Source organism: Pseudocitrobacter faecalis, from assembly GCF_965231525.1.
GTDB classification, from domain to species: Bacteria; Pseudomonadota; Gammaproteobacteria; order Enterobacterales; family Enterobacteriaceae; genus Pseudocitrobacter; species Pseudocitrobacter faecalis.
Genome location: NZ_CBDDNJ010000002.1, coordinates 3,801,408 through 3,825,360, shown reverse-complemented (window position 1 = coordinate 3,825,360; position 23,953 = coordinate 3,801,408). Strand labels below are relative to the sequence as shown.

The 23,953-nt window shown below is 53.4% G+C and carries 20 protein-coding genes; 11 read left to right on the top strand and 9 right to left on the bottom strand.

What is annotated here, in order from left to right; all coding sequences use genetic code 11:
• The first annotated feature begins 165 nt into the window (after positions 1-165).
• Entirely contained in the window at positions 166-525 is a 360-nt protein-coding gene (locus ACOXYR_RS18605) for a YebF family protein (protein ID WP_189623736.1), read from the top strand.
• Here the strand turns inward: ACOXYR_RS18605 and ACOXYR_RS18600 are convergent.
• Entirely contained in the window at positions 507-1,934 is a 1,428-nt protein-coding gene (locus ACOXYR_RS18600; RefSeq protein ID WP_421355637.1) for an aminotransferase-like domain-containing protein, read from the bottom strand. The genes ACOXYR_RS18605 and ACOXYR_RS18600 overlap by 19 nt on opposite strands.
• A 177-nt stretch (positions 1,935-2,111) precedes the next feature.
• Here ACOXYR_RS18600 and ACOXYR_RS18595 point away from each other — a divergent pair, with 177 nt between their 5' ends.
• From ACOXYR_RS18595 to bglB, 7 genes are all read left to right on the top strand, one after another.
• Positions 2,112-2,276, top strand: a complete 165-nt coding sequence (locus ACOXYR_RS18595) for a DUF1127 domain-containing protein (RefSeq protein WP_113858164.1) — start codon at positions 2,112-2,114, stop codon at positions 2,274-2,276.
• 530 nt (positions 2,277-2,806) lie between these two features.
• Entirely contained in the window at positions 2,807-3,274 is a 468-nt protein-coding gene (locus ACOXYR_RS18590) for a MarR family winged helix-turn-helix transcriptional regulator (protein ID WP_108475408.1), read from the top strand.
• A gap of 4 nt (positions 3,275-3,278) precedes the next feature.
• The gene (locus ACOXYR_RS18585) at positions 3,279-4,346 is read left to right on the top strand and encodes an HlyD family secretion protein (protein WP_421355636.1); all 1,068 of its coding nucleotides are present in this window, start codon (positions 3,279-3,281) and stop codon (positions 4,344-4,346) included.
• Entirely contained in the window at positions 4,336-5,397 is a 1,062-nt protein-coding gene (locus ACOXYR_RS18580; protein ID WP_015966082.1) for a DUF2955 domain-containing protein, read from the top strand. Before ACOXYR_RS18585 ends, ACOXYR_RS18580 begins: the two co-directional genes overlap by 11 nt.
• 74 nt (positions 5,398-5,471) lie before the next feature.
• On the top strand, positions 5,472-7,142 hold the full coding sequence (locus tag ACOXYR_RS18575) for a hypothetical protein (protein WP_421355635.1): 1,671 nt from the start codon (positions 5,472-5,474) through the stop codon (positions 7,140-7,142).
• Positions 7,143-7,373: 231 nt separating this feature from the next.
• A complete protein-coding gene (locus tag ACOXYR_RS18570) occupies positions 7,374-8,534 on the top strand; it encodes a hypothetical protein (RefSeq protein WP_421355634.1) in 1,161 nt (386 codons plus the stop codon).
• Positions 8,534-9,607 carry a beta-galactosidase BglB gene (gene bglB, locus ACOXYR_RS18565; RefSeq protein WP_421355704.1) on the top strand — a complete coding sequence of 358 codons (1,074 nt, stop codon included), beginning with the start codon at positions 8,534-8,536 and terminating at the stop codon, positions 9,605-9,607. Before ACOXYR_RS18570 ends, bglB begins: the two co-directional genes overlap by 1 nt.
• A gap of 98 nt (positions 9,608-9,705) precedes the next feature.
• Here the strand turns inward: bglB and ACOXYR_RS18560 are convergent, their stop codons facing one another.
• Positions 9,706-10,983: a DUF445 domain-containing protein gene (locus ACOXYR_RS18560; protein WP_421355703.1), complete on the bottom strand. Its 1,278-nt coding sequence runs from the start codon at positions 10,981-10,983 to the stop codon at positions 9,706-9,708.
• Between the two features lie 197 nt (positions 10,984-11,180).
• Here ACOXYR_RS18560 and ACOXYR_RS18555 point away from each other — a divergent pair, with 197 nt between their 5' ends.
• Together ACOXYR_RS18555 and ACOXYR_RS18550 are read left to right on the top strand one after the other, a co-directional pair.
• Positions 11,181-12,107, top strand: a complete 927-nt coding sequence (locus tag ACOXYR_RS18555; protein ID WP_421355633.1) for an Rpn family recombination-promoting nuclease/putative transposase — start codon at positions 11,181-11,183, stop codon at positions 12,105-12,107.
• Positions 12,108-12,280: 173 nt separating this feature from the next.
• The gene (locus ACOXYR_RS18550) at positions 12,281-13,651 is read left to right on the top strand and encodes an NAD-dependent succinate-semialdehyde dehydrogenase (RefSeq protein WP_421355632.1); all 1,371 of its coding nucleotides are present in this window, start codon (positions 12,281-12,283) and stop codon (positions 13,649-13,651) included.
• A 53-nt stretch (positions 13,652-13,704) separates the two neighbouring features.
• Here ACOXYR_RS18550 and ACOXYR_RS18545 read toward each other — a convergent pair whose 3' ends face one another.
• The 5 genes from ACOXYR_RS18545 to hsdR all read right to left on the bottom strand — a co-directional run bounded on the left by ACOXYR_RS18545 (position 13,705) and on the right by hsdR (position 21,516).
• A complete protein-coding gene (locus ACOXYR_RS18545) occupies positions 13,705-14,376 on the bottom strand; it encodes a hypothetical protein (protein WP_421355631.1) in 672 nt (223 codons plus the stop codon).
• 68 nt (positions 14,377-14,444) lie between these two features.
• Entirely contained in the window at positions 14,445-14,780 is a 336-nt protein-coding gene (gene symE, locus ACOXYR_RS18540) for an endoribonuclease SymE (RefSeq protein WP_421355630.1), read from the bottom strand.
• Between the two features lie 226 nt (positions 14,781-15,006).
• Positions 15,007-16,344, bottom strand: a complete 1,338-nt coding sequence (locus tag ACOXYR_RS18535) for a restriction endonuclease subunit S (RefSeq protein ID WP_421355629.1) — start codon at positions 16,342-16,344, stop codon at positions 15,007-15,009.
• The gene (gene hsdM, locus ACOXYR_RS18530) at positions 16,341-17,930 is read right to left on the bottom strand and encodes a type I restriction-modification system methyltransferase (RefSeq protein ID WP_421355628.1); all 1,590 of its coding nucleotides are present in this window, start codon (positions 17,928-17,930) and stop codon (positions 16,341-16,343) included. The genes ACOXYR_RS18535 and hsdM overlap by 4 nt, the downstream gene beginning before the upstream one ends.
• Positions 17,931-18,006: 76 nt before the next feature.
• The gene (hsdR, locus tag ACOXYR_RS18525; RefSeq protein ID WP_421355627.1) at positions 18,007-21,516 is read right to left on the bottom strand and encodes a type I restriction-modification system endonuclease; all 3,510 of its coding nucleotides are present in this window, start codon (positions 21,514-21,516) and stop codon (positions 18,007-18,009) included.
• A 194-nt stretch (positions 21,517-21,710) separates the two neighbouring features.
• On the opposite strand from hsdR, the gene ACOXYR_RS18520 reads away from it, so the two are divergent.
• A complete protein-coding gene (locus tag ACOXYR_RS18520; RefSeq protein WP_421355626.1) occupies positions 21,711-22,625 on the top strand; it encodes a restriction endonuclease in 915 nt (304 codons plus the stop codon).
• A gap of 44 nt (positions 22,626-22,669) precedes the next feature.
• On the opposite strand, the gene yjiA is transcribed toward ACOXYR_RS18520, so the two are convergent.
• Both yjiA and ACOXYR_RS18510 read right to left on the bottom strand, forming a co-directional pair.
• Positions 22,670-23,626, bottom strand: a complete 957-nt coding sequence (yjiA, locus tag ACOXYR_RS18515) for a GTPase (protein ID WP_421355625.1) — start codon at positions 23,624-23,626, stop codon at positions 22,670-22,672.
• A gap of 11 nt (positions 23,627-23,637) precedes the next feature.
• On the bottom strand, positions 23,638-23,841 hold the full coding sequence (locus tag ACOXYR_RS18510) for a YbdD/YjiX family protein (protein ID WP_015966066.1): 204 nt from the start codon (positions 23,839-23,841) through the stop codon (positions 23,638-23,640).
• Positions 23,842-23,953 lie beyond the last annotated feature (112 nt).

Sequence of the window (23,953 nt, the reverse complement as noted above, 5' to 3'; positions counted from 1 at the left end):
TATATTGTACCTCTCCGATGCTGTTCGTAGCCGCTCCACCAACTTGCTGAGCGCTAATGGATAACCTTACTCAACAATACATAAGCGGCGACGAACTTGAGAAAAAGCGCCTTATCATAACCAGCATGATTGGATGGTTATTTCCCGCGTTTCAGGAACAAGCTGATGAGAAAAGCACTGCGTAATACTCTCCGGGTTCCGATTCTGCTGGCCCTCTCGGTGGGCGTTTTATTCCTCCTGCTTCCCATTCAGGAGAGCGAATCGGCGACGGAGTGCCGTCGTAGCCTGACCCGGCAGGCAAAAAATCTGGTGCAGGAGGATTACCTGAAGAGCCGTTTCCCTTACTGGCAGATTGAAAAGAAAATGCTGGGTACGCTGACGCCCAATTTAAGCTTTGGCAAAGTGACAATTGAAAATGACGCTTACCACGTGCCGTTTACCGCCGTGGGGCCAAATGCCACGCTTGCGCGTGTCGGGATTATCGACTGTGAACTCCAGGAGATTGATTACGCGTTCGCGTCCTGATCCATCGCCCGGTGTACGGCCTCTCCAAGCTGTTCCATCACCAGCCGATGCTTCTCGGTGGTGGGCAGGGCACAGTTGATGCGCAGGCAGTTGCGGTATTTTCCTGACGCGGAAAACAGCGAACCCGGCGCCACCTGAATCTTCAGGCGACACAACTGTTTGGCGACGCAGACCATATCCACCACTTCCGGTAGCTCGACCCACAGCATATAGCCGCCGAGCGGGCGGGTAACGCAAATCCCGCAGGGAAAATACTGGCGCAGCCAGCAGGTATAGGTTTCCATATTGTTCTGATAAATCTGCCGCATGCGCCGGACGTGGCGGTGATAGTGACCCTCGCGCACAAAGGTCGCCACCGCAAGCTGCGTGGCGGGTGGCGTGGTGCCACTCGATGCGTACTTCATATGCATCACGCGGTCACGATAGCGGCCCGGTACAATCCAGCCGACCCGCAGACCCGGCGCCACGGTTTTGGTAAACGAGCTGCACATCAGTACGCGGCCATCAATATCGAACGAATGGATAGTGCGCGGGCGCGGATACTCCATTGCCAGCTCGCCGTAGATATCATCCTCAAAAATCACAATATCGTGGCGCTGCGCCAGTGCCAGCACCGCGCGTTTACGTGCTTCCGGCATGATAAACCCGAGCGGGTTATTGCAGTTGGGTACCAGAATCACGCCTTTAATCGGCCACTGTTCCAGCGCCAGCTCCAGCGCTTCGATGCTGATACCGCTTTCGGGATCGGTCGGGATTTCAATCGCTTTAATGCCAAAGCCGCGTAGTAACTGCATGGTGCCGTAAAAGGTGGGGGATTCCACGGCGACGATATCGCCCGGTTTACATACCGCCAGCAGGGCAATCGACAGCCCGCTGTGACACCCGCTGGTAATAACGATATCGTCGGCGGTCACGGTTGACCCGCCATCCAGCATCAGGCGCGCCACCTGTTCGCGCAGCTCGCGTCGTCCGGCCAGCTCATCGTAGCTCAGAATTTCCGTGGGATGGTGCTGCACCACGCGGCTCATCTCGCGCCACAGCGGTTTCAGGCTGGGCTGGGTGACGTCCGGCGACCCGCCGCCAAAGAGAATAATGTCTTTATCGCGACGCGCCTCCAGCATCTCCAGCACCTGATCCCACTGGGTAACCTCCACCGGACGCTGCACCGGGCGGCTCATTGCCGGCACCGGCGGTTGCGCTTTCCGCGTCGCCACGAAATAGCCCGAGCGCGGCTGCGGCGTGATTAGCCGCAGCGTTTCCAGCGTCTGGTACGCCTGCTGAACGGTGCTGATGCTGACGCCGTGCTCCTGACTCAGCGTGCGCACCGAGGGAAGCTTTTCGCCCGCGCGATACAGCCCCTGCTCAATACGTTCCGCCAGAAGATTAGCCAGATGTTGATAACGCGTCATGCTGTATTCCTCAGTATCACCATACAGATCGCAAGACCAGTACAGATAGGGATGGAAATCGCCGTGCAGATCCCGTTTTAGACCATCTGTATGTTAAAGAAAAGTAATTTTTGAATCTGTATTGCGAGGGTATTTTTTGGCGAAGATAAAGCCTCTGGCAACGCGTGGAGGTGCGATATGGAATTTTACGAAAACCGTTCAAAAAGGCCGTTTATCGGGTTGGTATGGCTGTGGCAGGCGCTACGTAAATGGTACGACCGCGAGCGCACGCGCCGTGTGCTCGACAGGATGACCGATGCGCAGCTGAAGGATGTGGGGCTGAGCAGGGATGATTATCGGTGAGGGTATCACCCCCTCACCCCGGCCCTCTCCCGCAGGGAGAGGGAGAAAACCTGCTCAGTTCTGTAAGACACGCACAATCCATCCCCTCTCCCCAAGGGGAGAGGGTCAGGGTGAGGGGAAAGCCACCCGAACTCAACCACCGGCACAATCCATCCCCTCTCCCCAGGGGGAGAGGGTCAGGGTGAGGGGAAAGCCACCCGAACTTAGCCACTGGCACAATCCATCCCCTCTCCCTTGAGGGAGAGGGTCAGGGTGACGGGAAAGCCACCCGAACTCAACCACCGGCACAATCCATCCCCTCTCCCCAAGGGGAGAGGGTCAGGGTGAGGGGAAAGCCACCCGAACTTAACCACTGGCACAATCCATTCCCTCTCCCCAGGGGAGAGGGTCAGGGTGAGGGGGAAAACCCCGCACCATCCCGCCAACTATCCCCCACTGTTTTTCACATTCAATGCTATCGATTCCACTGTTTCTTGATACTTACCATGATAAGTATTATCTTCCTCAATGTAATCACTGAGGAGTTCGCCATGACTGAAGATGAATTGTTTGCCCGCAGGCCGATGGGGATGCGGATGGCGATGGTTGTTCGCCAGTGGCGGGGCATCATCGATCGGGCGATCACCGATACCGGGTTAACGCAATCAAGCTGGACGGTGCTGATGCAGCTTCAGCAACTGGGCGACAATGTGTCAGTCAGCGAACTGGCGGAAGTGCAGGGCATTGAGCTGCCACCGCTGATGCGCACACTGACGCTGCTGGAACAGCAAGGTTATCTGCTGCGCACGGTGTCGCCCTATGACAAGCGCATTCGTCTGCTGACGCTCACGCCGGAAGGTCGGGCGGTGCTGCAACGGCTGACGCGAGTGATTGAAGATCTCCAGACCCGCGTCTCCGAAAACATCCCGCCGGAACAGATCGCTCTGTTCAGCGAAACCCTGAATCACATTGCCTGCAATTTGCGGATGCTCCGCGAAGAAAATAATAAAACTGAATAACACCATGATGACGCCAGAACAGAAATTTGCCCGCTGGGTAAGGGTCAGTATTGCCTCTTTCCTGCTTATGTTTGTCTATTTTATCATCGCCGATATCTGGATCCCGCTCACCCCGGATTCCACGGTGATGCGTGTAGTGACGCCCGTTTCATCACGCGTTTCAGGCTATGTTGCAAAGGTCTATGTGCACAATAATAGCCAGGTGAAGAAGGGCGATCTGCTGTATGAACTCGACCCGACGCCGTTTATAAATAAGGTGGAAGCCGCGCAGATAGCACTGGAACAGGCGAAACTGAGCAACCAGCAGCTGGATGCGCAGATTGCCGCCGCGCAGGCGAATCTGAAAACCGCGCAGCTCACCGCCCGCAACGATCGCGTGACCTACGATCGTTATCAGCGTTTAAGCACGATGCAGAACGTTTCGCAGTCGGATCTCGATAAGGTGCGTACCACCTGGCAAACCAGCGAGCAGTCAGTGAGCGCACTTAACGCGTCTATTCATAACCTGCAAATTCAGCGCGGTGAGCGCGATAATCATCGCAACGTCACCATCCAGAAATACCAGAATGCGCTGGAAGAGGCGCAGCTTAATCTTGGCTGGACAAAAATCCGCGCCGAAGAGGATGGTACAGTCAGTAATCTGCAATTAAGTCCTGGCCTGTTTGCCAACGCCGGTACGGCGGTCATGGCGGTCGTGAACGATCATACGGACATCGTCGCCGATTTCCGCGAAAAAAGCCTGCGTCACACCAAAACCGGCACCGATGCGGCGGTCGTGTTTGATGCCTTGCCGGGTAAAGTGTTTAGCGCAAAAGTGACCAGCAGCGACGCCGGGATTTTAGCTGGCCAGGAAGCGGTAAACGGCCAGCTTTCCCAGCCCGATACCTCCACGCGTTGGGTGCGTGACGCCCAGCGTATGCGCATCCACGTGGCGCTCGACGAACCGCTTGAGCAAACATTGCCGACCGGGGCTCGCGCCACCGTTCAGCTCTATAACAGCGATGGACCGTTCGCCCGCTTTTTCTCCGGGGCGCAAATCCATCTTGTGAGCCTGTTGCACTATGTCTATTAAAACACTCGCTCAGGTCTTCACGCCGCACGGCAATATCGTTTACACGGCGAATGATTTTCGCCAGACGTTGCGCACCGTGTTCACCGGCATGACGGCGCTGAGTATCTCGACATTTTTCGATACGCAGTACGGGGTGTTTTTTGTCGTCTTCCCCATTCTGCTGGTATCGCTGGTACCGGTCTTTAACGGCCATATCGCCCGACAGTTTTTGCTTAGCGCAGTGCTGAACTGCATCGAAATGGTGATTATCGTCGGCTATTTAATTGAATGGCCGCTGATCATGACCATTGTCGTTTTCGGCATGTATGTGATGCGTTTCCGTTTCATGAGCAAGGGGCCGCTGTTCCTGTTCGGCTCGATGGGCGTGGTGTGCCAAAGCGTCATGCTCAATTTTATGAGCTACCCGACCACCAACTGGCATACGCTGCTGTTCTCCAATATGGAGGCCAGCGTGATGGCGGTGGCGCTGAGCGCCCTGTTCCACTATCTCATTCCCGATGTTGAACCGCGTAAGCCGCCGCCGCTGATTGAAAAAGACGCCGCGCGCGTGCGCCATGAATCGCTGCTCTCAGGCACTGTGGCAACGATGCTGTTTATCGTCTTTCAGATAAGCGATTTGCAGGATTCATTGTCGGCGCTGATGGCGGGGATCTTAATTCTCTTCCCGATGCACTATCGCGGCTCCGTGGTCAGTTCCCTGTGGCGCGTGGTCGGCGTGGTACTTTCGTGTCTGTACATTCTGGTGGTACAGCTGATTTTGTACGATCACAGCAGCCACATGATTCTGATGATGCCGCTGATCGGGCTGGGCCTGGCATTCAGTGCGCGAATGCACGTGATGGAAAAAGTGGGGGCTGGCGTCGGTTTTGCCAGCATCACCACCATCGGCATTATGTTCGGCCAGAACCTTCAGCCGGATCAGGATCTGGTCTTCAGTGATATGTACCGTGTGACGTCTGTAACCGTTTCGTTATTAGGGACGCTCACCATGGTATTTCTGGTGCACCGTATTTTGAACTGCTTCCAGGCAACGCGTTTTATTGTGAAGTAGCGCACTTCCTGTCTCAGACGTTGCCGCGCGTTTGTGCTTAGAATAGCTCCCCCCGTAATGGATGGAGAAGGACGATGTGGCAAACGCGCGCGCTGGAACTCAATAATCAGGAGTTCTGGAACTGGGATAAAGCCTGTGAATTAGTGAAGTGGGCCATCAATCACCACTTCAATACGGTGATTGTCGGCCAGGCTAATTTGTTCGATAAGCTGGTCTCGCCAAAAGGCTACACGCCGCATCAATACAACGATGGCCTTTCCAGCCATCAGCGCGCCCGCTGTGTTTACCTCAACCGCCTTGCCGGTTTCTGCCAGCAGCATGGCCTGAAATTTTATCTGCAGGCTAAAGAGCTTAGCTTCCCCGTTGACCTGTTGGCGGCGCACCCTGAACTGCTGAATAAAAAAGGTGGTGTGCATTTCGACGCGGAGTTCTGGTGTCGCTATCTGGCAGACAAAATGACGCTGCTGTGCCAGCGCATTCCGCACATCAGCGGCCTGCTGGTGGCGCTCTCTAACACCGATGGCTTGCTGCCAATTTCGCGCCCTAACTGGGAACTGACCGGGCACGACGATCCTTCCCCGCATATCGATCCGCGCAGTTTATCGCTTTATAGCCAGTGCTTCAGCGCAATGGCGCGGGCGGTGATGCGCGAAGATAAGCATCTGGTGCTGCGTGCGTTCCCGGCGGGCAACCACGATATCAGCAACGTTCTGGAAGCCATCAGCACGTTACCGGAAGCCGTTTCTGTCTCGATTAAAATCACCCCGGAACGTTTCTGGCCCAACTTTCCCAATAACCCGGCGCTGCAATCGGTACAAAACCGCGACGTGTGGGTCGATCTCGATCTGGTCGGTGAAGAAGTGGGTTGGGGGATTTTCCCGTTTCCGCGCATCGACGAGTTGCAGGGGCGTTTGTTGTGGTGTCGGGGGAATCCGGCGATTCGCGGCGCGGTGTGCAAAGCCAGCTGGGAAGGCGTGGATAACCACTGGATTATGGGCACGTTGAGTGAGTGCAACCTCGTCGCCTGTAGTCAGTTGCTGGCGCACCCGGAAAAGGCCGTGACCCGCACCTCGCTGATGATGCATTGGCTGGATGAATCTTACGGTTGGCGTCCAGATGACGAGACGTTCACTGAATTTCAAACGCTGTTAGAGCAAGCCGGGCAGGTTCTCTATCACGCCATTTATGTACGCGACCACGTTTTCCATCGCCACAGCCAGGTGCCGGAAAGCTACGGTCAGGGCGTCTGGAGCCTTTACGGCCAGCTCAACCGCAACCACTGGCTGCCGGGCTCTGAGCGGGATATTGCCTTCACCCCCCATGATGTCGCGACCGCCGGGCGTAATTTGTCGTTGATTGCCAAAGAAAAAGATGAAGCCTGGCAGGAGGCGCAAACGCTGCAAACCGAGGCGATTGCGTTTGCGCAGCGCGCGGCGTTCCCACACGCACTGGCTCGCCGCTGGCAGGAGGAGTGGCAGGGTTTTGCCCTCTATTGCCAGCTGTTTATGCATGCGCAAAAGGCCTTTTTCACCCTGCATTACGCCACGGTGGTGGAGAATAACTGGAGCATGCGCGAGATTTGCCAGGTGAATATTCAGGAGCTTTACCGCTGCGCCGTTGAAATGGACACCTTTTGCGCGAAGCATCCCGACGCATCGCCAGGCATGCACGTTATCTTTGACGCATCTCGCGTGCGGGCACTGGCAGACAGCCTGCATCATCAGCTGACTCAGCTAAAAGCGTGATTTAAATCACATCGAAAAGCGACGGATCGCGGAATAAATGCGATCCACGCCGTTTTCGCCCCCTACGGCAAACAGCAAAATGTGATGAAAGTCTCATTGCTTTCCCTGCTCATCGCGGGATTGTGAATCTCCGGGCAGATCCATAAAACCTCGCGTTCACTCACATAGCTCCAACGGCCCTGAATCCTGATGATACGGCGCTAACACAAGCGTAGTGAGTGAGGAGAGAACATGAGGCTGGCAGCGGGTGACGCAGTCATGCGTTTTGCAGTTTCAGCGCCGCTTAATGAGCGATTTGCTGAATTTTACACGGGGGAAACCCTTGATGCGTCAACAGGGTATGTGGTGATGGAGGATGCCGTGCCGGAACAGACCTCATTCTGCCGTCGCGTATTTTGCGAGACCACCGCCCAGCGCGCCGTGCCGCTTACCCGCGCGTTGCCTGCCAGCTATACCGTACAGGCGGACGAAAGCGGAACGGTTCACTTCTCGCTGTTTAAACCGGTCGCCACACACAGCCAGCGCTGGCTGTACGTCAACCTTCATGCCGATCAATCAGGTGAGTACGCATTTCAACTGGCGACGTGCGGCGGTGTGCGTATTTGGGTTAACGGCGCAGAATCCGCCCGCTTTACGCCTTTTACCCGCAACAGGCTGCAAATTTGCCAGGTTAACTTGCCACTCAAGCAAGGCGAGAACTCGCTGCTTATTCATCTTGAAGAACTTTGCGAGCGTGAAACGCAGTTTGTGCTGCGCATGATTTATCAGGGCAAGAAGCCGATCGACGCGCGCCTTGATGAACAGGATGACGCGCTCCCGTTGTACCAACGCGCTACCGCCGAACCGACCGAAGACGAAGGCGACGCATTGCTGGCAATGCTCAGGCAGGGGAACGCAGGCGAGCAGGCGCAAGCGCTGCTGGTACACCTGTTACAGCGGGTCAGCGCCAGGGAAGAGGGCTCAAGTTCCGCGCTTATTTCGCTGTTGTGGGTCTGGCATGACTATCACGGTGACATTTTTGCGCCGGTGCTGTGGCGTCGTGTGCGCTCAGCGATATTAGGTTATCGCTACTGGTTTGACGAACTGGGTAACGACGTCATGTGGTTTACCAGTGCAAACAACGCCTTAAGCTTTCACACCGCGCAGTATCTCGCCGGGCAGATGTTCCGCGATGAACGCTTCACCGCTTCTGGCCGACTCGGGCGCGAACAGCAGGCGATCGCCGCGCAGCGCCTGGCGTACTGGTCGGTAAACGTCGCCCCGCAGGATGGCGCTTATCCCAGCCTGCGCGCACTGTCGCAACTGGCGGACGACGCCGGGCTTCGCGCTCGCGCGCAGCGTCTGCTCACCAGCGATCTTTCTCTAACGTCCTCACACGCAGGAGCTGCATGATGCGCCACGCTGAATTACATCAAATTCTGGAACAGGTCGTGCAGGGCTTCTGTCGCCTGAAAAATATTGGCGAAGTGAGCAGTGGCGACGGGTTTGCCATCCACTTTGAAGAGTGGGAATGGGAGGTGGGCGTTGGCCTTTACGGCTTCTGGCAGTATGCGTTATCGCAGAAGGATGCCGGGTTGCAGCAGTCGATTCTCGCCTGGTATGAAGGACAACTGGCGAAAGGGCTGCCCACGGTACAAATCAACACTACCGCGCCGATGATTGCGCTCTCGCTGGTGGCTGGGCACACGCGCCGCGAGGAGCTGTTGAAGGTCGTCAACGACTGGGCAGATTCGCTGCTGCAAACGCTGCCAAAAACGGAAGAGGGCGGTTTTCAGCACGTCGTCAAAGAGCAGCCAAACACCGGGCATCTGTGGGATGACACCCTGTTTATGACCTGCCTGTTCCTCGGCTCGGCGGGTGTGGTTCTTAAACGAAAAGACTTGATCGACGAAGCGTCGTATCAGTTTCTGCTGCATACCCGCTATCTCAGCGAACCGGCCAGCGGACTGTGGTATCACGGCTGGACGTTCGTCGGTCAGCATCACTTCTCGGGCGCGTTCTGGGCGCGGGGGAATGCGTGGATCACCGTGGCGATCCCGGAATTTATCGCTCTGCTCGGCGACAGCCTGGACGCCAGCGTGAAGCGTTATCTTTCGCAGGTCGTGGCGCGGCAGGTGAAAACCCTGTGCCAGATGCAGGCTGAAAACGGCATGTGGCACACGCTGGTGGACGATCCGCTCTCGCCGCAAGAATCGTCCGCCACAGCGGGGATCGCCTACGGCATGTTACGCGGCGTGCGGATGGGGATTCTGGACGCTGACGTTGCCGATTCGGCGCTGCGGGCATGGGACGCGTTGCGCGATCGCATTGATGAACGCGGGATTGTGCTGGAAGCCTCGAAAGGAACGATGGTGGGGCCGGATCTGCAATATTACTGTGATATTGCAATGGCCCCGGTGCCGTACGCGCAGGCGCTGATGATGCTGCTGTTGCTGGAGTTACAGCAGGGGGAGTGGCTGGCCTAATTGTGCCTGATTTTGCCGGATGCGACTGCGCCTTATCCGGCCTACACGGAGGCAATCTGTAGGTCGGATTAGGCGCTAGCCGCATCCGACATCGCCGCCTAAATAAGCGCAGGTATCTGCGACAACAGCCACAATACCAGCCCGATCGTCCCACCGACCAGCGTCCCGTTGATACGAATAAATTGCAGATCTTTCCCGATGTTGAGCTCGATCTGCCGTGACATATCGCGCGCATCCCAGCTCTTTACCGTGTCGCTAATATGGCGGGTGAGGAACGCGGAGAACTCCGGTGCCACGCGCATCGCCGCCTGTTCCAGATGGTTGTTGAGCGACTCGCGAAGTGCGGCGTCGTGAATTAACGTCTCGCCAAACCATTGCCCCGCTTCGGCGATCCGCGTTTTCACCCGTGAATCGTCAGAGGTCATATCGTCCTTAATCCACTGACGATAATCGGCCCAAATCTGCCCCAGATAGCGGTTAAACGCCTCATCGTTTTTCAGATAGCTTTTAATGTTCTCCGCTTTGGCTTCCATTTCCGGTGACGTTTTCAGGTTCTCAATAAAGCGGAAAATCACCCGATCAAACGCCTGGCGGATCTGATGATGGCGATTCTCGGTAATATCGTCGAGCACCGAGTCCACCGCATCGGCAACCAGATCTGCCCCCTGATCGCCCAGCCACTCTGTTGGCAGGATCCGCGCTTTGATCGGATGCTCCTGCTCCATCCAGTGTACGATTATCTGTGCTATCACATCGCGCGTGCTCTCCTTACGCAGCAGCGCAATCAACTGCGCCACCAGAGAATCAAGCAGCTTCTGATGGCGATTATCTTTGGTCATGCTCTCAAGGATCACCGCGCTGGTTTGGGTAAGATCGACCTTATCAATCGCCTTATGCACCGCGCGTTTCAGCAGCCCCTGTACCCGTGAATCATCGGTGAGCTCGATAAAACCGCTCATCACCTTCACCAGGTTTTGCCCCACCCGCGCGGCGTTCTCCGGTTGGCTGAACCAGTTGCCGATGAGCAATGCCGGTTCATGACGGCGGATAAGGGCCACCAGCGATGGCGTGTCGAGGAATTTTTCCTGCACGAACTGCCCGAGGTTGTCGCCGATTCTGTCCTTATTACGCGGGATAATCGCCGTATGCTGCGAAATAAACGGCAGCGGCACGCGACGAAACAGCGCCACCACCGCAAACCAGTCTGCCAGCGCGCCGACCATCGCCGCTTCGGAGATAGCCTTTAACGCGCTGACCCACGGCGAAGGCGGCAGCATCAGCGTTGTGATAAAAATGGCTGCGGCAATCAGCAGCAGCGACAGCGCCAGCAGCTTGGCGCGTTTGAGTTCAGTCTGTTTTTCCATAGAGGTAAGCATATAGCCTGACGGCAAGAACGTCATGTTAGCGGCTGAAGTGGCTTGTGAATTTACGAGACGCCTTCCGGGTAAATGTCCTCGTTGCAGGCGATGAAAAACTTTTTGCGAGGTGTTACGTAGAGACTGACATTGCCAGGTGAAGCCGCTTCAGACCTGCGTTAGAGTCCCGACACTTTCACAACAGGCAAGGGACAGCCATGGCAAAAAATAGCAGTACGACGCCGCATGATGCGGTGTTCAAACAGTTTCTTCATCAGCCTGATACAGCGCGGGACTTCCTCGACATTCATCTGCCCGCGCCGTTGCGCAATCTGTGCGACCTGAATACGCTCAAACTGGAATCCGAAAGCTTCATCGAAGAGGATTTACATAAGTGCTACTCCGATGTGCTGTGGTCAGTACAAACCCAGGATGGGCAGGGATACATTTATGTCGTCATCGAACATCAAAGTTCCCCTGATGAATTGATGGCATTTCGCTTATTGCGTTACACGGTTTCCGCGATACAGCGGCACCTTGAAGCGGGGCATAAAACGCTACCGCTGGTAGTGCCGATGCTCTTTTATCATGGCGAAAAAAGTCCGTATCCGTACCCCATGTGCTGGCTCGATCTCTTCCCCCATCCCGATGTGGCGAAAGCGCTCTATACCACTGATTTCCCGCTGGTTGATATCACCGTTACCGACGATGACAAGATTATGCAGCACCGCCGTATTGCGCTACTGGAGCTTATCCAGAAGCATATTCGCCAGCGGGATCTCACTGTGCTGGTGGAGCAACTGGTTGCACTTTTGGCATTGGGATACACTAGCGACACTCAGGTGAAAACGCTGTTTAACTATATTTTCCAGTACGGCGGAGCGGCTCGCGCCAGCGCGTTTTTTCGCGAAATGGCGGAACGCTCGCCAAAGCATAAGGAGGAGCTGATGACGCTTGCTGAGAAGTTACATGAAGAGGGAAAAGTTGAGGGTTTACAGATAGGCCGCCAGGAAGGTCGACAAGAGGGACGTCGCGATGAAGCGTTAAGAATTGCCCGGTCTATGCTGGCGAATGGGTTTGATCGCCACGCGGTGATGAAAATCACCGGCTTGTCAGCAGAAGATTTGCAGGCCGCCGCACACTAATTACGATTATGCCGAATGGGGGGAATCTCTGTTCGGCATCCTTCTTTTTTCTTAAAATCACGCCCTATTTCCTCAGAACACTCCGTTTCTCCTCCTGACCCAGATATCTCAACTACCCTTAATACTTTGAATGGCATTTTTGACTGCTTTCATCACTTAACCAGGAGCGAGATATGGCCTATCAGACAGTAAATCCTGCTAATAACCAACTGATTAAAGAGTACACCCCACACAGCGACAAGGATATTGAGGCCGCGCTGCAAAAAGCCGATGCGCTTTATCACTCTGAGTGGGCGAAGGGTGACATCAGTCAGCGTCTGCCCGTTTTGCATAAGCTGGCCGATCTTATCGACAGTCGCGTCGAGGAACTGGCCAAAATCGCCAGTCAGGAGATGGGCAAGCTTATCGAACAGAGCCGTGGCGAAGTAAAACTGTGCGCGCAGATCGCCCGCTATTATGCGGACAACGCGAAGCAGTTCCTTGCCCCCGTTCCGTATAAAACCGAGTTTGGCGACGCATGGGTCGAGCACCATCCGATTGGCGTGATCATGGCGGTTGAGCCGTGGAACTTCCCGTACTACCAGTTAATGCGCGTACTGGCTCCAAACCTGGCCGCCGGTAACCCGGTGCTGGCAAAACATGCGAGTATCGTGCCGCACTGTGCAGAGACCTTTGCGCATCTGGTGCGTGAAGCGGGCGCGCCGGACGGCGCATGGACCAATCTGTTTATTTCCTCCGATCAGGTGGCGAACATCATCGCCGATCCGCGCGTTCAGGGCGCGGCGCTCACCGGTTCTGAAAAAGCGGGTAGCGTGGTCGCCGCGCAGGCCGCGAAGCACATCAAAAAATCGACCCTCGAACTGGGCGGGAACGATGTGTTCGTGGTGCTGGACGACGCCGACCTCAACAAAGCGGTGAAAATTGGCGTACAGGCGCGGCTCAACAATGCCGGGCAGGTCTGCACCGCAGCAAAACGCTTTATTCTGCATGAGAAAATCGCCGACAAATTCCTTAGCGCATTCACCGACGCGTTCAGCAAAGTGAAGGTCGGCGATCAGATGGATGCCTCAACCCAGCTTGGCCCACTGTCGTCAAAAGACGCACTGGAGACGCTGACCAAACAGGTTGATAACGCGGTGAAAAACGGCGCGAAGCTGCACTTTGGCGGCAAGCCGCTGGAGAGCAAAGGCAACTTCTTCGAGCCGACGATTCTGACCCACATCACCCGCGACAACCCGGCCTATTTCGAAGAGTTCTTCGGTCCGGTGGCGCAGATTTATGTGGTGAAGGATGACGACGCGGCGGTGAAACTTGCCAATGACTCCCACTACGGCCTCGGCGGCGCGGTATTCACTCAGGATATTGAACGCGCCAAACGCATGGCCTCGCGGATTGAAACCGGGATGGTCTATATCAACTGGCTGACCGACACCGCCGCAGAACTGCCGTTTGGCGGCGTGAAGCGCTCCGGGTTCGGGCGCGAGCTGTCGGATCTGGGGATTAAAGAGTTTGTGAACCAGAAGCTGGTGGTGGTGAAGAAATAATTGATTGCTCCCTTCCCATTGGGAGGGGAGCTTGAGTATTACAACCTCGATTATCAAAATTTAATCTTATCTATCATGTTTTCGATATACTTTTCCGGTTTCATCTGGGTATTTGATTCTATCTCATGATATTTTTCTTTTTTTATTTTTAGACTAACAATTTCCTCGTCGTTGTTTATAAAAGGTGAAATGACGAAGGATATAAAAAATATCATAATCCACGGCTTGTGTTTAGGTCTTGCTTTGATAAAACTAGGGGTTTTAAGAAAAATAGTTGAAATGCTAATTAGTAGTAAAAATACTAAAGCAAGAAATGAAAAATTAATTGCATAAGTCTTATAGTATTCACCCCTTCCAAAATGAAAAAGCGTGCACCAAGTTACAAAGCAAAACAATGAGGTTCCAGTCATTACGAAAAAAGCTGGAGAGCATAGTTGTTCAATTTTTAAGTGTAAATCAGATAGTGCTTTATTTACAGGTTCATTAACTTTAGCCTGTTTAGAAAAAACCAAGGTTGTAACAAGTGCATATTCTATAAATAAAATAAAAGAAACTGGCTGGATTGATAAAAAACTTATTTCAGTAGAGTAAAATATATCTAGTTGTAAATAGTATGGGAGTGACTCGTTAATTTCCATTAATGCTGCGCAAAAAAAACCAATAGTAAGATAAAATATATAACTATCAAATTTTAGTGGAATGTATTCTTTTATTTGATTAAACATGCCTAAAATCCTTGTAGTGGTATTGAATGCTATAATGACAGGTTTGTACCTGCCATTATGTATGTTTCTTATTTTCTGACGCCCGCAATCACCCCAATAAATTCCTGCACCTGCTTTTGTTTTCGTGCCGACAGCTTGCACACCTTGCGCAGCGACTGCATCAGTTCGCTCTCTTCGGGGGCGGGCGATTGAGCGGTGAGGACGATGCAGCCATCCATCACTTTGACATCAACGGGCGTGCTGGTGGCAAAACCGGCGGCTTCCAGCCACTGACCTTTCAGAGTGAGCGCCGGAATATGTGTGTGATCCGGGTAGCGGCTCGCATAACCGACGGTGACATGACGGTTATTTGCCGGAGAGACTTCTGGTTCGAACGGTTGTGCAATAGAATGCGTGTCAATCATGGTTACTATTCTCCATAAATAGTGATTGTGATGAGCGATGCGGGTGTGTTGGCGCACACCCGCACCGCGCTAAATACCTGGATATATCATCAGTAAATATGGGGAAAGTCCAGCTAAAAATAGAATAAAATGGGCAGTTTCTGGAAGGATTTAAATATATTTGCGGGAGTTATGATTTGCGTGAAATAATAAAAGCGCACCGAAAAGGTGCGCCAGAAAATAATGTTCAGGATTTTTTACGTGAGGCTTTTTTACCCCCGCTGGCTGCGCGTTCAGCTTTGATTTTCTCCAGCAACGCGGCGGCGCTGTTTTCTCCGCTGATTAAATCCGGATTTTCGGCCCGCCATTGGGCGGTGAGTTCACCACGGAACGCTTTTGCCAGAATGGATTGCGTCAGGTTGTTGACGCGGGCTAAGGCGTTGTTGACCTGCTTTTCTATGGCGTCGGCGTAGGCGAAGAGCTGCTCGACGCGGCGAACGATTTCGTGTTGTTCAGAGAGTGAGTATAAAGGTACCATTATTGATGAAATTTTAGAAATACTTAGTGTATAGAGTCCTGCTCCAGATGTGGCGCGATTAATAATTTCTGCCTTACCTTGCGCAGACATTAAATAGAAAAGAAGAAACCTTGGAGAAATTTTTTCTCTATTTGCCCTAACTTTTATTAAATGGTTTTGATGTACGCACTCTTTAATTTCATCACGCCATAGTGCGGCTCGACCAATTTGATCAAGACTACCATTGCCTTCAACTATTAATAAATCTTCATACTCTAATGATACACGATTCAGTTCTTTTTGTTGAACTCCAATTTCGGAAATATCTTCTAATCTCAATTCATTTTCATAGACATTTGCCACACGCAAATATGGGACTTTAAACTCAAAATTATTACGTTTCGAGTTTTTTGTAAGACCACCAATCACTTGGGCTATTTGACTAATATTGACATAATTAATTGGGGGAGTATTTGTAAATTTCCCACTTACAGCCGCAGCCAATACCGCCTGACGAAAACGTTTCAGGATTTGTGGGAGTTGCTCAAGACGTGCTTTGGTGCTGTCTACCTGCGCCAGCAGCGTATCGAGTTTTTCAACGATGACTTTTTGCTCGGCAATTGGCGCTAAACTAACAGGTAGTTTTCGCATATTCGCTTGTGTAAGTTTAAGCCTGGTCCCGCCGTTTACGTAATCATGATAATCGAATTGGTTAAGATAATGGCATAAATACTTGTTATGGCTTAGTCCAGAGATAGCTCTTATTACATGAGCATGATTATTCACCCACGTTTTACCATATAGCATGTAAGCCTTATTTTTGTGCCCATCAAAAAAAGGAACACCATCTTCACCTAATGCAACAAGTTCTTCATCAAAAATATAATCATCAATTTTACCGACTTCACCGGTAGCGCCGAAATAGGGATAAAGTTCATTTTCTTTTTTTCCTTCAATGCGTGATTGTCTCTCTGAATTATTAACCGGGACACGCATTGAGTCTAAAATATCCACGATATTTTCTAATTGAGTTTTAACCCACCCCTCCGGCAATTTCTCCGCACTCATTCCTTCACCCCACCAAACGCTTCTTCCAGCAACTGACGCTGCGCATCCGCCTCATCGCTCGCTCCCAGTTCACGCATCAGTGCATCCAGTTCAGACAGCGCCTGTACCAGTTCGCCCATCGCTTCTGCCGCTAATACATCCGGCTCTGGCAGACTGTCGGCATCAATACTGTCTTTATCTTTCAGCCAGGAGATATCCAGAGAATCAGATTTCGCGGTGCGGATCCACTCGCGGCTGAACTTGCGCCAGCGGCTGGTGGCCAGATGCTGATCGGTGTTTTTGTTCTCTTCGCTGTCAGCAATTTCACTTTTTTCCGCGTCGAATTCCCAGTCACCTTCGCTACGCGGGCTTAAACCGTGCGGGTCTTCGCCATACACGCGCTCAAACGGCTGCAAATGCTCGTCGGTAAACGGCGTGCGTTTACCAAAGCTCGGCATATTGGTACGCAGGTCATACACCCACACGTCATCGGTGCAGTTCTTATCCTGATTCGGGTTCGCCACCGTCCCTTTGGTAAAGAACAGCACGTTGGTCTTCACGCCCTGAGCGTAAAAAATACCGGTCGGCAGACGCAGAATGGTGTGCAGATGACACTTATCCATCAGGTCACGACGAATGTCGGTGCCTTTGCCACCTTCAAACAGCACGTTATCCGGCACCACCACCGCCGCACGACCGCCGGGGTGCAGCGTTTCGATAATATGCTGCATAAAGCACAACTGTTTGTTGCTGGTCGGGTGGACAAAGGTGCGGGTAATGTTGGTGCCTGCGGCGCTGCCAAACGGCGGGTTAGTGGCGACAATATGCGCCTTTGGCAGGTTTTCACCGTCGCTACCCAGGGTGTTGCCCAGACGGATTGCGCCGCCGTGGTCGAGGTTGCCTTCAATATCGTGCAGCAGGCAGTTCATCAGCGCCAGACGACGGGTGCCGGGCACCAGTTCGAGGCCGATAAAGGCGCGGTGGATCTGGAAATCCTGCGTGTCGCCATCAAGGTCGTCCAGATCATTGGTCTGCGACTTAACGTAGCGGTCGGCTTCAATCAAAAAGCCCGCTGTACCTGCTGCCGGGTCCTGTACCACTTCACGCGGCTGCGGTTTCAGCAGATGAATAATGGTTTTAATCAGCGGACGCGGGGTGAAGTATTGGCCCGCGCCAGACTTGGTTTCGTTCGCGTTTTTCTGCAACAGCCCTTCGTACATATCGCCGAAGTCATCGCGCGACTTACCATGCGCACCGTTGTACCAGTCCAGCGAATCCATATTTGTGACCAGTTCGGTCAACTGTTTTGGCTGGGTAATGGTGGTGTTGACGTTCTGGAACACCGCCTGCACCAGCTTTTGATTGTCGGCGCCCAGATGTACCAGCAGGTTACGGTAGAACTGCAACTGCTCCTGGCCGATGCGGGATTTCAGGTCATCCCAGCGGTAGCCTTCCGGCAGGTAGTCCGCTTCCTGTCCGGTCTCTTTACACATTTTCAAAAACAGCAGCGAGGCGAGTTCATTGACGTAGTTTTGATAGGAAACGCCGCCATCGCGCAGGTTATCGCAGAGCTTCCACAGCTTCGCGACCAGATCGTTATTGTTCATTGGGAGTTCCGTAAATTAAGCAGCGGCCCAAATTTATCGGGCCGCAGAAGAAGAAATTGCCGGGAATGATACCGTGTCAGGCGAGCTCGTCCCAGATGTAATCGCTGAATTTGCCCAGCAGGGTATCGAGATTATCGTCAAAGGTTCTTTGCAGCATCGTCTTCCCGCCGCGACGGTGGAAGTTGCCGGTTTTGAAGACATCGTCGTCGAGCACCACTTTCTCTTTCAGCGCCTGCGCCAAACGATCGAGCCAGCTTAATTGCTCGCTGCTCCAGTCGTTTTCGCCCTTGATGCGTGTCAGCGCGTGATCGACACGTTCCTCAAACGGTTTCAGCGCATCGCCTACCGCAGCGCGGCGAATATGTCCAATCAGCCGGGCGGCGATATCTTCATTGCGCGTCTCTTTCCACGCTTTGCGCAGGGAAGATTCCTCAAAGTGCTGGCGGTCAAACCACTCCTGTAGCTCGACCAGCCCTTTACGGGTGAGATCGCGCGGGCGATTGATCACCGCCTGCAATGCCGGTTGTGAGTTCGGGGAACGTTGCACCAGCGAGTCAAAGGCTTCGAGGAAATCCTGCGGCGTGTCGTAATCACCGTACAGCGATTTTACGCTCACCACTTCATCGTCGATATCGAGGAAGATCGGCGCATCATTCAGGTTGTTGATGTCGGTTTTCAGCTTTTCCAGACGGGCAATAAAGCCAGGCAGTTTATTAAAGACTTCGGCGCTCCAGTGCGGCCCTTTTTCCCGTAGGCGCGAGGCGAAGCCGTTAAAGTTCACCCCCGCCGCGTCCTGGCATAGCTCATCCAGACGACGCACCTGTTTATCTATCGTTTCGCTGCGGTCACGGTTAAACGTGGCCAGGCCGATGATGCGCTGGAGCTTCGCCACCAGTTGTTCATGGCTGTGCTCGGCAAAACTGCGGCCATCCGCTTCGGTAATTTTATAGGTTTCTGAATCGGTAATTTCGTTGACCAGCGTTTGCAGTTCCACCTTCGGGCGCACCACCACCGGACGCATGGTGTCGACGCTCTCCAGCGTGCTGTAGATATCGACACAGTCGAAAATCTTAAAGCTGGTTTTATTCACGTCCGGGCACAAGCGCGTGGCGCGGCCTTTCATCTGCTCGTACAGAATACGGCTGCGTACTTTACGCAGGAACACGATATTACAGATCGACGGAATATCGACGCCGGTTGTCAGCAGGTCGACGGTTACCACGATATTGGGCAGCCGCTCTTTATTGAAACGGGTGATCATGGTCTGCACTTTGCGTGCGTCTTTATCGGCATCACCGGTGATCTTGATTATCGCGTCGTGCTCCAGTTGCGGATACTTTTTCTTGAACGCGGTACGCAACTCTTCCACCACCATATCGGCATGGGCATTGGTGACGCAGAAGACCAGCGTTTTTTGTGAACCGGTCGGGTCAAGGTAGTTGGTGAGTTCGTTACAGACGGCGCGGTTAAACGCCGGGATCACCAGGCCACGGTTAAAGTCGGCGACTTCAAAATCCTGATCGTCTTCCAGGGTGTCGTTGATCACTTCCCCCTGCGGGCTGATGCGCTCTACCTGCTCGCCTTTGGAGAGGTAAACCCCTTCTTGGGCGTTGCGGGTGGTGATCTGAATCGGCGGATCCTGGTCGATCAGAAAACCGTCGATAACCGCGGTCCGGTAGGTATAACGGTAAATCGGCTCGCCGAAAATCTGCACCGTATGCAGCGCCGGGGTGGCGGTGAGGGCGATTTTTACCGCATCGAAGTGATCGAGAATGCGACGGTAGGCAGAAACGTAATCCAGCTGGCTGCGGAACTGCAGTTCGCCTTCGGTCTGCTCTTTATCGAGAATATAGCCGCGATGTGCTTCATCGACGACGATACAGTCGTAACGGGCCACCGGCATCGGTTCATCTGATTGCAGGGTGCGTTTCACCAGCGACTGTACGGTGGCAACGTGAATTTTGGTGCTGTCTTCCGGGAATTTATCCGTCAGCCCTTTAATGTCGAAAATGCTGTTGAAGGTGTCGCCGTTAATACGCGTATCTTCAAACGCGCCCAGTGCCTGTTCGCCAAGAGAGCGGCGGTCGACAAGGAAGAGAATGCGTTTAAAACGCTGGGACTGGATCAGGCGGAACATCATGGCAATTGCGGTGCGGGTTTTACCGGTACCGGTTGCCATCGCCAGCAGGATCTCTTGTTGCCCCTTGACGATTGCCTTTTCAACCGCGCGGACGGCATCTTCCTGATAATAACGCAGGCCCAGCTCGCTCATGCCAGGGTTATCGGCAAACCATTGATTCTTTTTTTGCGGTTCACTGCCGAGCATTTCCAGCAGCTCTTCCGGGCGATGCCACTCGGGTAAGGCTTTCGACATATTGCGGGTATCACGCACGTCACGATACCAGATGCCGCTTTTGGTCTTCATCGCTGCGCGGTATTCGCGCCCGTTGGTCGAGTAGCAGAAGGGGATTTTAAACCGTTGTTTGCCGCTGGTGTCCTGCCAGCTGATTTCATACTCCGGCACCGCTTCATGCACTTGATCCGGTGAGTAGTGCTCAAGCAAGGTTTCCCGCAGGAAGCCATTATCGAAGCATTTACTGTAGCGATACGACTCATTGAGCTTGCCGGGAACGTCGATATTTTTACGTTTCGCTTCTACCACCGCGATGGGTTTGAGGCCGACAAACAACACATAATCCGCAAAGCCCTGATTACCCGTTTCATCTTTCCCGGTCGGCCATTCGGCAATGGCTTTATTGACGCCGGGTTCAGGGCGTGCGCCTTTGGAGAAGCGCAGGGTTTTGCTGTCGGCCTGCCAGCCCGCTTTACGCAGTTGGGCGTCGATCAGGAAGCGGCTCTCTTCTTCGCTAAGGTTAAGCGTGCGCTTAATGGCCTGATCGGTAATTTCTTTGTGGTAAGCCTTACGTTCCTGTTCGGTCTGTTTGGCCAGTTCCGCGTTCTTCTCGGCGAGCTGTGCTTCCAGCGCCGCAAGGCGGGCCTGGGTTTGCGCTTCGGTTTCCTGCTGTTTGCCTTCCAGAATGGCGATATAGCCGTTCAGAGCAACCAGCTTCTGCTGCTGTGTTTCGACTTCCGCCTGAGTCTGCGCTTTTTCTCGCGCCTGCTGTTCAAGCTGTTGTTTTAGCGTCAGCACTTCCTGGTGATAGAGGTTTTCACCACGTTCCGGCAACACAAACACCGGCACCGGGAAGTCATAATCTTTGGTGACCAGACGGTAGTACCAGACAGCCAGGCGGAAGCCTAGCCGCAGGCACATCTGGGCATCGTCGAGATCGTTATGATATTCGTGCACCGCCTGGTTACCAATGCGGCGTAATTTGTGGAATACAGAGAGGATGGAGTCATCAACGAAGGCGATTTTGCCGAGTTCGCGCAGGAGATCGCTTTGAGTCTCGCAGGGCGAGATGTCCAGCAACAGGCCGAGGTGCTTGGCTGTTGCTTCGCCAAACATACGCATTTTAATCAGCGTTGTGTTGGGATCATCCGGGTAGTTATTTTCCGCCGCACAGGCGATGGCATAAGTGAAGTCGTTGACGCCCTTCAGGAACTCAAAGTTAGAATTATTCATCAATATATTAATCCATCGCTGCGCGGGATTACCCTAAGAGGTTAAGGGATATAAAATACCCTCATCTTAGTCTTCTGCTTCCGCTCAGGCAATAACCTGATTTTGTATCAAATGGCTAATTTATAAGGTATTGCGCCTGTGCTGAATGCTGTAAAATTCCGCCAGCGATATTCTCCAGCCTACAAGGATGAGTAATGACTGTTCCAACATATGACAAGTTTATTGAACCGGTGATTCGTTACCTGGCGACAAAACCGGAAGGAGCTGCTGCCCGCGATGTACATGAAGCGGCTGCGGATGCTTTACAGCTTGATGATATCCAGCGAGCGAAAGTTATTGCCAGTGGGCAGCTTGTTTATAAAAACCGGGCAGGGTGGGCGCACGATCGTTTAAAACGCGCCGGGTTGTCTCAGAGTTTATCCCGCGGAAAGTGGTGTTTAACCCCTGCTGGTTTTAACTGGATAGCCTCTCATCCCCATAAGATGACGGAGCAGGAAGCTAATCATCTGGCCTTTGATTTCATGAATGTGAAATTGAAATCACAATCGGATGCGGTTGATTTGGATCCCCGACCTGAAGTTTTAAATCGTGAAGAGCTGGAGAAAAGTAGCCCTGATGATCGGCTGGATCAGGCGTTAAAAGAGCTCCGGGATGCCGTTGCTGAAGAGGTTTTGGAGAACTTATTGCAAGTTTCGCCTTCCCGTTTTGAAGTCATTGTCCTCGATGTATTACACCGTCTTGGCTACGGCGGACATCGTGACGATTTACAACGTGTCGGAGGCACGGGAGATGGCGGTATTGATGGCGTAATTTCTCTTGATAAACTGGGACTGGAGAAAGTTTATGTTCAGGCGAAACGTTGGCAGAACACCGTAGGCAGGCCAGAATTACAGGCGTTTTATGGTGCTCTTGCTGGACAAAAGGCAAAGCGTGGGGTGTTTATTACCACATCCGGATTTACCGCTCACGCCCGAGATTTTGCCCAGTCCGTCGAGGGAATGGTGCTGGTGGACGGGGAACGTCTGGTGCATCTGATGATTGAAAACGAAGTCGGTGTTTCGTCACGATTGTTGAAAGTGCCAAAACTGGACATGGATTATTTTGAGTAAAATGCAGGGCCGGATAACGTTTTGCTCTTTATCCGGCCCATACCTTACTTCCTCAACCCCGCAAACGCCGCCCGAATCTCTTCTTCCGGCAACTGAATCCCAATAAACACCAACTGACTGCGCGGCGTTTCATCGCCCCACGGCCTGTCCCAGTCGGCGCTGTAGAGGCGTTGTACGCCCTGGAACAGCAGGCGGTTCGGTTCGCCGTCGATCCACAGCATCCCTTTGTAGCGCAGCAGTTTATCGGCGAATTGCAACAGCAGGTTTTCCATCACGCGCGACACTTCGCTGATATCGACCGGGTAATCCAGTTCCACCACAATCGACGACACATCATTCTGCTTATCCGCCATAAAGTGGAAGCGCGGTTTGCTCGCCAGCACGTTCTCCTCCAGCATAAAGCCGCTGGTGTTGAAGAGTTGATCGAGATTGATATCACCGTGGACGACGGTGTAAATCGGCGCGCGGGCGTTGATGCGCGCCAGACGTTCGCGCAGCTTCTCGGTGTCGCCTGCGACGTCGGTTTTGGTCAGCAGGATGCGGTCGGCGTAGCCAATCTGTGACTGGGCGATAGTGAACTGGTTCATCTGCTCGTCGGCGTGAACCGCATCCACCAGCGCAATCACGCCGTCCAGCAGGTAGCGCTCGCACAGGACGTCATGAGAGAAAAAGGTCTGAATAATCGGGCCGGGGTCGGCCATGCCGGTGCACTCAATCACCAGGCGGTCGAATTCAATTTCACCGCGATCGCGGCTGTCGAGCAGGTCGAGCAGGGCGTCTTCCAGTTCATTAGCGCGGGAGCAGCAGATGCAGCCGTTGGTGAGGGTTTTGATTTGCGTGGCGCGGTCGCCTATTAGCTGGGTATCAACAGAAACTTCGCCGAACTCGTTTTCAATGACGGCGATTTTGAAGCCGTGCTGTTCGTTGAGGATATGACGCAGCAGGGTAGTTTTGCCCGCGCCAAGAAAACCGGTAAGTAGGGTAACTGCAATCGGGGTCATGTTCTCTCCTTCTAACAGCAGCGCATGCCGCCTTTTCCGTCTCCACCGTAGCGCGCCTGTTGCCGCTCGCGGAAGAACTCTTCGTAGGTCATGTACGGCTTGTCCGGATGCGTGGCTTTCATGTGTTCGACATAGTTGTCGTAGTCCGGGATGCCGATCAGCATCTTCGCCGCCTGACCGAGGTATTTTTTCGCCTGACCTAAGTTACCAAACATTGTGCTATCCAGATATACACGTCATCCTTCAAGCTGCCTCTGCGTTGGCTGCGCTCGTTCACCCCAGTCACGTACTTATGTACGCTCCTGGGGATTCACTCCCTTGCCGCGT